The organism is Calditrichota bacterium (genome assembly GCA_014359355.1).
Taxonomy (GTDB): domain Bacteria; phylum Zhuqueibacterota; class Zhuqueibacteria; order JANLFK01; family Oleimicrobiaceae; genus Oleimicrobium.
In genome coordinates this window covers 1-3,576 of the sequence record JACIZP010000045.1, presented here as the reverse complement: position 1 = coordinate 3,576, position 3,576 = coordinate 1, and the positions used below count along the sequence as shown (strand labels likewise).

General features: G+C 60.9%; 4 protein-coding genes. All 4 read left to right on the top strand.

Features of this window, described 5'->3' with window-relative positions:
- Positions 1–574 precede the first annotated feature (574 nt).
- Positions 575–1,354 carry an electron transfer flavoprotein subunit beta/FixA family protein gene (locus H5U38_02035; protein ID MBC7185792.1) on the top strand — a complete coding sequence of 260 codons (780 nt, stop codon included), beginning with the start codon at positions 575–577 and terminating at the stop codon, positions 1,352–1,354.
- Positions 1,355–1,383: 29 nt separating this feature from the next.
- A complete protein-coding gene (locus tag H5U38_02030; GenBank protein ID MBC7185791.1) occupies positions 1,384–2,364 on the top strand; it encodes an electron transfer flavoprotein subunit alpha/FixB family protein in 981 nt (326 codons plus the stop codon).
- A 6-nt stretch (positions 2,365–2,370) separates the two neighbouring features.
- Complete coding sequence (gene cobO / locus H5U38_02025) at positions 2,371–2,910, top strand: cob(I)yrinic acid a,c-diamide adenosyltransferase (protein MBC7185790.1); 540 nt, start codon at positions 2,371–2,373, stop codon at positions 2,908–2,910.
- 159 nt (positions 2,911–3,069) lie between these two features.
- Positions 3,070–3,576, top strand: a 507-nt coding sequence (locus H5U38_02020) for an NAD(P)-binding protein (GenBank protein ID MBC7185789.1), incomplete at its 3' end; no start/stop codon positions are given.

Below are 3,576 nucleotides of genomic sequence, written 5' to 3'. Positions count from 1 at the left end.
ACAAACACCGCACCCGGCACTACGCGCAACGGATCGTAGACGACGGCCGGAACATCGATGTCGGGAAGAGCAGACAGTCCCTTTGCCTCGGGAAGAACAGAAAGCACCTCACTGAGACGCATCAGTAGCACATCCCTCCTTTTGCCAGAGTTTTCGAGGAAGAACCGGCTGACCGCCAACCCCCGGCCGGTCAGCGTAGGCAGAAATATAGCAAATCCACGCTAAATTGTAAAGCTCTTTGTTACCTGCCAGCTGCGCCAGTTCCGGAGAGCCCTGACGGTTCGCTTGCCTGTGCTTAACGATTTGGCGCTCCTCCGTGTGAGGCTGTTCACTCCCGTACAAACCACTTCGCCGGGCGACAGGCCTCGGACGGGAGTTACCTGCCACCTCAGGACCCGCACAGCTTTCTCTGGTGGCGTGCGCCTGCGAATGCGACTTCCTCCGGCTGATCGTACTCACCAGCACGCGTTTCACTGGAGCAGCAATGCTGGCGAGATTCCTATTGACATTTTGCGGATTTGTTGTATCTTTAGCGACTCAAGGGTATGGACGGAGCAACGATGAGGTAGCAGAAATGAACATTGTCGTCCTGGTGAAGCAAGTACCCGACACAGAAGCGGCGGTGCGGCCGGATAGCAGTGCGCCGGCCAGGATCGTCGAGTCCGGCATCAAGTTCATCGTCAATCCCTATGACGAGTTCGCCGTTGAGGAGGCCATCCGCATCAAGGAGGCCAAGGGGGGCCATGTGCTGGTGGTGACCATTGGGCCGCCGCGCGCCGACGAGGCCTTGCGCACCTGCATCGCCATGGGCGCAGACGATGCCCTGCGCATCGATGACAGCCAGCTTCCTGACCTGGATGCCCTGGGCCGCGCGCGATTGCTGTCGAAAGCGATAGCGCAATCCCCGTTTGACCTCGTGTTGTGCGGCAAACAGGCCATCGATGACGACCTGGCAGCAGTGGGGACCTTCGTGGCGGAGCTCCTCGACTTGCCCCACGTGGCGGTCGTTACCAAGTTAGAGCTTGCCGATGGCAAGGCCATCTGCCGCAAGGAAGTCGACGGCGGCACGCAGACAGTGGAGGTCCAGCTGCCGGCGGTCATCACCGCACAGAAGGGCCTCAATGAGCCCCGCTACCCGGCGCTGCGCGGCTTGATGCTCGCCAAGAAGAAGGAGATCCCAGTCGTCACCCCTTCGTCCCTCGGAATCTCTGCCGAGGAGCTGCGTCCCTCGTACAAGGTGCAGCATCTGGAGTTGCCGCCGGCCCGTGGCAAAGGCAAGATCCTCCAAGGCGAACCCGAGACGACGGCGGTTGAGCTAGTCCGTTTGCTGAGAGAAGAAGCCAAAGTGTTCTGACGTCGTGGAAAGCAATCGGAGGACGATAGATGGCATCTGAGGTTCTTGTCTGGGTTGAGTTCAAAGATGGAGTGATTCGACGGTCCTCGCTGGAGGCAATCGGTGCGGCAACGCAGGTTGCTGCGCAACTCAAGTGCACCGTGGCGGCGGCTGTGGTCGGTAACGCCGACCAACAGGCCATGCAGTGCTTGGATGAAGTGGGCGTGTCGCGTGTGTACAAAGTGGAAGGGGTCGAGTACCAGCAGTTTGAACCCTGCCGCTATGCCGACGCGCTCCAGGCGGTGGTCAAGCAGAGTTCTCCCGGGCTCATACTCATGGCGGCCACGGCTCTTGGCAAAGACCTCTCCGCGCGCCTTGCAGCGAGACTGCGCTCGGCCTTAGCCACCGACTGTATCGGGCTTGAGGTCAATGATGGACAGATCAGCGTGGTGAGGCCGGTGTACGCCGGCAAGCTGCGCGCCAAGGTGGGGTTGTCCGGCCCTTCACCCATCGTCACCGTGCGGCCCAACACCTTCGCTGTGCCAGCTGCGCAGAGCAATCGTCAGCCTGAGGTGACCGGCATCAGTGCTGAACTGGGTGCGGCGTCGCGCAAAGTCACCGTTCGCGAGACCGTCTATTCCACGGGCGAAATGCCCGACGTCTCCGAGGCGGACATTGTCGTGTCCGGCGGCCGCGGTATGAAGGGCCCGGAGAACTTTGCCATACTCGAGGAGCTGGCGAAACTGTTGGGTGGCGCAGTGGGCGCGTCCCGCTCGGCAGTGGACGCCGGCTGGATGGACCACCAGCATCAAGTTGGACAGACCGGCAAGACCATCTCTCCGAATCTCTACATCGCCTGCGGCATCTCTGGCGCCACGCAGCACTTGGCCGGCATGTCTTCTTCAAAATGCATCGTCGCCATCAACAAGGACCCCGAGGCCAACATCTTCAAGGTTGCCGATTATGGTGTGGTGGGCGACCTCTTTAGGGTCGTGCCTTTGATGATAGCAGAGATCAAGAAGCTGAAGTAGACGACTGTGGCGCCCGCTCGGCTCTTACAGGGTTACGTGCAGGTCTACACAGGCGACGGTAAGGGGAAGACCACTGCCGCCATGGGGCTGGTCTTCCGCGCGGCAGGACATGGCTTGCGCAGCCACGTCATCCAGTTCATGAAAGGTGACATTCGCTACGGAGAGATAGCCGCGGCACGGCGCCTTGGCGGGCTGGTGACGATCACCCAGATGGGCAGAGCGAGCTTCGTCGACAGGGACAATCCTGACCCGGAGGACGTACGCTTAGCCGGCGAGGCCCTCCGCCTGGCCCGACAGTCGGTGAGCTCGGGCCAGTTCGATCTCGTGGTCCTCGACGAGGTCAATGTGGCCCTCGATTTCGGGCTCATTGCCGTGGGCGACGTGCTGGCCCTCATCGCGGCAAAGCCGTCCCACGTGGAGTTGATCCTCACTGGCCGTAATGCACCGCAGGCGATTCTCGACGCCGCCGATTTGGTCACAGAGATGCGCTGCCTCAAGCACTACTACGACCGCGGAGTTGCTTCGCGCCGAGGAATCGAACTCTGAGCGATTTGCTCTAGGACGGTCCGCATCCAGGCTCGCTTCTGGGTTGAACATTTTTGAGAGTCCCCTTGGCGGGAGCATGACCACGCCGAACCGCCTCCAATTTGCGTGCAACCCGCCAATTCCTCATCCGTGCTGCGCACTCTGTCTTGGAAGGACCTCATGGCAAAGCGAGTGGCCATCATCGGCGGCGGCATTGCCGGCTTGAGCGCAGGCATCTACCTGCAGCGCAGCGGCTACGACTGCACCATCTTTGAGATGAACAAGGCCCCGGGGGGGCTGTGCACTGCCTGGAACAGGGCCGACTACATCATCGACAATTGCGTGCATTGGCTCGTTGGGTCGAGTCCAGCAAGTCCCCTCTACCAGCTGTGGAACGAAGTCGTCGACCTTAGCCAGATACAGTTCGTTGACTTCTCCGAGCTCTTCCGCGTAGAAGACACCGAAGGAAACCAGCTCGTCCTTTTCACCGATGTCGACGCGTTGGAGGATGAACTCCTGCGCAAGGCCCCCGAAGATAGCCGCCTGGTAAGAGCATTCACCAAGGGGATCAGAAACCTGACGCGCTATGAGATGCCGGTTGGCAAGGCCCCCGAGCTCATGACCTGGCGCGATGGGCTGACCGAACTGCTGCGCATGCTGCCACACGCGCCCACCCTGCTCCGCTGG